Origin of the sequence: uncultured Thermus sp. (assembly GCF_938010445.1) — a bacterium.
GTDB lineage: Bacteria > Deinococcota > Deinococci > Deinococcales > Thermaceae > Thermus > Thermus altitudinis.
In genome coordinates this window covers 1-5,634 of record NZ_CALLUR010000137.1, presented here as the reverse complement: position 1 = coordinate 5,634, position 5,634 = coordinate 1, and the positions used below count along the sequence as shown (strand labels likewise).

Genomic DNA, 5,634 nt, shown 5'->3' with positions numbered 1-5,634 from the left:
GCCGCCGCCAAGGCCAAGCGGGAAAACCCGGACCTCGAGGTGGTGGTCTACGAAAAGTCGGGCTGGGTTTCCTACGGGGCCTGCGGCCTGCCCTACGTGCTTTCCGGGGAGATTCCCCGTCTGGAAAAGCTGGTGGCCCGGACCCCGGAGGAGTTCCGAAAGCAAGGGGTAGGGATCCACACCCATCACGAGGTGGTGGACGTGGACCCCGAGCTCAAAACCCTCACCGTCTTTGACCACCAGGAAGGGCGCACCTTCCAGGACCGCTACGACCACTTGGTCCTGGCCACCGGGGCTAAGCCCATCCTTCCCCCCATCCCGGGCACGGAGCAGCCAGGGGTCTACACCCTAAGGAGCATGGAGGATGGCCAAAAGCTCCTCAACGCCCTGGAAGGGGCCAAAAGGGCCGCCATCCTGGGGGCGGGGTACATCGGCCTCGAGGTGGCCGAGGCCTTCCGCAAGCGGGGCCTCGAGGTCACCCTCCTGGAGCTCAAGGACCGCCCCTTACCCCACTGGGATGGGGAGGTGGGCCATCTCCTCAAGGAAGAGCTGGAGCGCCATGGGGTGGAGGTCTGGACGGGGGTGAGGGTGGTGGCCTTCAGGGGCCAGGGCCGGGTGGAGGCGGTGGAAACCTCGGAAGGGGTGGTGCCCGCCGACCTGGTCCTGGTGGCCACGGGGGTCAGGCCCAACACCCTCTTGGCCCAGGCCATGGGGGTGGCCTTGGGCCCCACGGGGGCCATCGCCACCGACGAAAGAATGCGCACCAACCTGGAAGGCGTGTATGCCGCCGGGGACGTGGCGGAAAGCTTCCACCAGGTGCTGAAGCGCCCCTACTGGCTTCCCTTGGGGGACGTGGCCAATAAGCATGGCCGCACCGCCGGGGCGGTCATCGCCGGCAAGGAGGCCCGCTTCGGGGGAGTGGTGGGCACGGCCATCTTCAAGACCTTCGGTTTGGCGGTGGCCACCACCGGGTTATCCCACGAGGCCGCCTTAAGGGAGGGCTTCCAGGCCAAGAAGGTCTTCATCCAAAGCCGGGACGGGGCCCATTACTACCCAGGAAGCCAGCCCCTTTGGGTGGAGCTCGTCTACGAAGAGGGGACGGGAAGGCTTCTGGGTGGGGCGGTGGTGGCCCATGGGCACGGGGCCTTGCGCATAGATGCCCTAGCCGCCCTGCTGCACCAAGGGGGCACGCTGGAGGACCTGCTGAGCCTGGACCTGGCCTACGCCCCGCCCTATAGCCCCGTCTGGGACCCCCTTCTCATCGCCGCCCAGCAAGCCAGGTGACCCCAAAGCCCAGCTGGGGTTCCCCGTAAGCCCCGACAAGGCTGTAAACCGGTGTAGCTGGGAGGGGAAAACACCATCAAGGGGTGTTAAGCCTCTTGCCTTACACCCTACACTGTAACTTCTCCCAGCTCCAGACTGGACTTGGGAGGTGAGGGATGGATCCCTTAAGCATGCTGACCCCCGAGATGCGGCAAGAGGCGGAGGAGCTTAGGCGGGAGTGGGCCACCAACCCCCGGTGGAAGGGGGTGAGGCGGGACTACCGCCCCGAGGATGTGGTGCGGCTTCGGCCCAGCGTGAAGGTGGAGTACACCTTAGCCAAGCGAGGGGCAGAGAAACTTTGGCAACTCCTGCACGAGCGCCCTTACGTGCACACCTTCGGGGCCTACACCGGGGCCATGGCGGTGGAGATGGTGCGGGCCGGGCTGGAAGCCATTTACCTCTCCGGCTGGCAGGTGGCCGCCGACGCCAACCTGGCCTGGCAGACCTACCCCGACCAGTCCCTTTACCCCTATAACTCCGTGCCCCAGATCGTGAAGCGCCTCAACAACGCCCTGATGCGGGCCGACATGATCGAGCGCTCCGAGGGCAAGGTGACCCGGGACTGGTACGTGCCCATCGTGGCCGACGCCGAGGCAGGCTTTGGCGGGGCCTTGAACGTCTTTGAGCTCACCAAGGCCATGATTGAGGCGGGGGCCGCGGGTATCCACTACGAGGATCAGCTGGCCTCGGAGAAGAAGTGCGGCCACCTGGGGGGCAAGGTCCTGGTGCCCACCTCCCAGCACATCCGCACCCTGCAGGCCGCCCGCCTGGCCGCGGACACCATGGGGGTGCCCACGGTGATCATCGCCCGCACCGATGCCGAGGCCGCCACCCTGATCACCAGCGACATAGACGAGCGGGACAGGCCCTTTATCCTGCCCGGGGAGCGCACCCCCGAGGGCTTCTACCGGGTGAAAAACGGCCTCGAGGCGGGGATCGCCCGGGCCCTGGCCTACGCCCCCTACGCCGACGTCATCTGGATGGAAACCTCCAAGCCCGACCTGGAGGAGGCCCGCAAGTTCGCGGAAGCGGTGAAGAAGGAGTTCCCGGATAAACTCCTGGCCTACAACCTCTCCCCCTCCTTCAACTGGAAAAAGTTCCTGGACGACGAGACCATCGCCAAGTTCAACCGGGAGCTGGGGGAGATGGGGTACAAGTTCCAGTTCATCACCCTGGCGGGCTGGCACACGGTGAACTACTACACCTGGGAGCTGGCCAAGGGCTACAAGACCCGGGGCATGCCCGCCTTCGTGGAACTGCAACAGAAGGAGTTCCTGGCCCAGGCCCAGGGTTTCACCGCCGTCAAACACCAGCGGGAGGTGGGGGCGGGCTACTTTGACGAGGTGGTCCTGGCCCTGACCCAGGGGGAGGCCTCCACCCTGGCCCTCAAGGGCTCCACCGAGGAGGCCCAGTTCAACGAACCCGTGCACTGAGGCCAGGCCTTGCGCCCCTCCTCGCCGCCCCCAAACCGGGGGCGGTTTAATCTGGGTAGACTGTGGCCACACCAGAGCTGCTATAGTGTAATCACCATGTCGGATGCACATACACCCTGGTTGCGCTATCTGGAGGAGCTCCGCCCGCACCTCAGGGGCCGGGACCACCGGGGCAAGCGGGGCTCCTTGCGCTGGCTGGAAGCCCTCATAAGCGAACGGGGGGGCAAGGCGGGGACGGTGCGCAACATCCTCTACAAGGACCTGGGAAGCCCCGAGGAGAAGGAAAGGCTTTACGGGGTCATCGCCGACCTGTACCAGGAGGCGGGCCTCCCTCCTCCTCCTCCCCCGGCGGAGCTTTTCCTGGAAAGCGCCCGCAAGACCCTGGGCCGGGACAAACGCCGGATCTTCCGCCGTTTCCTGAAGGATCTGGAGGCCGGAGGTAAGCCTCAGATGGTGGTGGTGGGGGGGCCGGCCACGGGCAAGGGGGTTCTCTTGGCCGCCTTGAGCCGTGCCCTTTCCGCCTTGCCGGGAAAGGAACCCTTTCTCCTCAACCTGGGGGGGGAACTGGCCCAGGCCCTGGTCCCCTTGGCCGAGGGCTTGGGAACAGGGGAGGAGGTGCGGTCCCTTCTGGCCCAGCTTTCCCCCACCCAGCCCTACATCCTGCAAGGAGCCCTGGAGCAGGAGGTCCTGACCCTCCTGGCCCGGGGCCTGAACCGGGAGGGGCGCCCTCTCCTCCTCCGGGCCGAGGCTGAGGGCACCTTGGAAGGCCTCCCCCTGCGGGGCCCGGACGGCAGCCAAAGGGGGCTTGCGGCCTGGCTGGAGCCTTTCCTAAAGGCCTTGACCATTCCCTACGTGGCGGCCTTAAGCGAGCCACCCCCCACCCTGCCCTTCCAACCCCTCTCCCCTCCGAGCCGGGAGGAGGCCCGGCGCTTTGTCCGGGAACGGCTTCCCCACCTGCCCCCGGAGAGGCTGGAGGCCTTGGTGAACCAGGCGGGGCGCAACTTTGGGGAGCTTTCCCGCTTGGTGCTTCTGGAAGCCGCCAAGCACGATCCCCAAACCCCTTTGCAAGACGATCCGGCCCTTAGACCCCTGCTCCTGGCCCTTTCCGCCTTCAGCCCCGAGGCCGATCCCGCCTTCCCCGCAGAGCTCTTGGAAAAGGCCTTGGGCAAGCCTCTGGAACGCCTTTCGCAAGCGGAAAGGGCCCTTTTGGACTGGGTAGGGGAAGGCTTGGTGCGGCCCGCCCTAAGAAGCCTCCTCCCCCAGGACGCCCCCAAGGAGCTCCACCGCCTGGCCCTCGCCTTCTTCCCTAAGGAAAACCTCTTCCGCAAGCTGCATCACGCCTACAAGGCGGGGGAAATCCGGGTACTTTTGGATCTTCTGCAGGAGGACCCTGCCCGGCTGGCCCTCCTTCCCGGGCTCTGGCAGGAGGCCCAGGCCTGGCCCCGGGAGGACCTCGAGGCCCTGGCCGCGGTGGTGGTGCGCTACCGGGCGGTCTTGGGCCAGTACGCCCACCCCGAGGCGGAAGAGGCCCTCCGGGTGCTCTCGGAGGCCCAAAGCCCCTCCTTGCGCACCTGGGCCCGCATCAAGGCGGCGGAGGCCAAGGCGGATGCCGCCCTCTACAAGGAGGCGGAGGAACTCCTTCCCCCCAAGAAGGACCTCGCGCTCCTGAACGAAACCGCCCAGGCCGAGGGGCTTTTGGTCATGGCGGCGGTGGAGCGCTGGAAAGGGGACTACGAGAAGGCGGCCCGGTTCGTAGAGGAAGCCCAAGGGCTTCCCGTGGCCCCCTTCCTCCAGGACCGGGTACACCTGTGGCGGGGACTGGTGGCCAAGGACCTGGGCCGCTACGGGGAGGCCCTGGAGGCCCTTTCCCAGGTGGGCCACGACCCCCTCCTCGCGGGGAGGGCCCGCTACCAGATGGGGGACCTCCTCATGCGCTTAGGAAGCCTAGAGGCCAAGCCCCGCATGGAGGAAGGCCTAAAGGCCCTGGAGGAAGGGGGTGCCCCTAAGGACGAGGTGGCCCGGGTAAGGGCCCGCTACGCCACCCTCCTCCGGCGCCTGGGCCTTTACCAGGAGGCGGGCGAGGCCATAGCCAAGGCCCTGGCCGAGGCGGAGGACCCCTTCACCCGGGCCCGGGTGGAGAGCGAGGCCGGGATCCTCGAGGCCGCCCGGGGCCGCCCTTTTGCCGCCCTACGATTTCTGGTCCTGGCCGAAGCCTACTTCCGCACCACGGGGGAAAGGCCCAAGGAGGCCCGCTACCGCCACCTGCGCACCCTCTTCCGCCTAGGAGCCACCTATCTTCTCCTGGAGGCCGGCCAACCCTACCGCCCCCCCTTCCTTGGGGGTCTTACCGCCCCCACCGCCTTCCGCCTTCTTCAGGACCTCCTGGCAGAGATTCCCGAGGAGCCCACCGAGCGCTATGCCGCTCTCCGCCTGGACACCCTTAGCCTCCTTTCCCTCCTTCTGCCCCCGGAAGAGGGCAAGGCCCTCTTAAAACCCCTCCTTCCCCTGGAAAACCCCTATCTGGAAGCCCAGGCCCGCCTGGGCTATGCGGAGGCCCTGGCCCGGGAAGGCCGGTTTGGGGAGGCTCTGGCCCAGGTGGTGGCCCTGCCTCCCCTCGAGGACCCAGGCCTCCTGGCCCAGGCCCGGGCGGTGGAGATCCTGGCCCTTTTGGGCCTGGGGGAGAAGGAGGCCGCCTGGCAAAAGGTTCTGGAGGTGAGGAAAAGCCCCCTTCCCGAACCTTTTCGCTTCCAGCTGGGCCGGGCCCTGGGCCGCTTCTGCCCCGAGCTCCAAAGGCGGCTTCCCCCTACCCCCCTGGCCTTTGCCGAAGCCCTGGGCTTCCACCTGGCAAATCCCGACTAAATCACTATACTTTAGGGGA

General features: G+C 67.1%; 3 protein-coding genes. All 3 read left to right on the top strand.

All coding sequences use genetic code 11. The features are described 5' to 3' along the window. Nucleotides 1-1,284 (top strand): FAD-dependent oxidoreductase (locus Q0693_RS07705; RefSeq protein ID WP_298630482.1); only part of this gene is annotated, 1,284 nt, incomplete at its 5' end. A 155-nt stretch (nucleotides 1,285-1,439) separates the two neighbouring features. Continuing rightward, nucleotides 1,440-2,756 (top strand): isocitrate lyase, encoded by a 1,317-nt coding sequence (gene aceA / locus Q0693_RS07700; RefSeq protein WP_298630480.1) that lies wholly within the window; start codon nucleotides 1,440-1,442, stop codon nucleotides 2,754-2,756. A gap of 96 nt (nucleotides 2,757-2,852) precedes the next feature. Next, the gene (locus tag Q0693_RS07695) at nucleotides 2,853-5,615 is read left to right on the top strand and encodes a tetratricopeptide repeat protein (RefSeq protein WP_298630478.1); all 2,763 of its coding nucleotides are present in this window, start codon (nucleotides 2,853-2,855) and stop codon (nucleotides 5,613-5,615) included. Nucleotides 5,616-5,634: the final 19 nt, after the last annotated feature.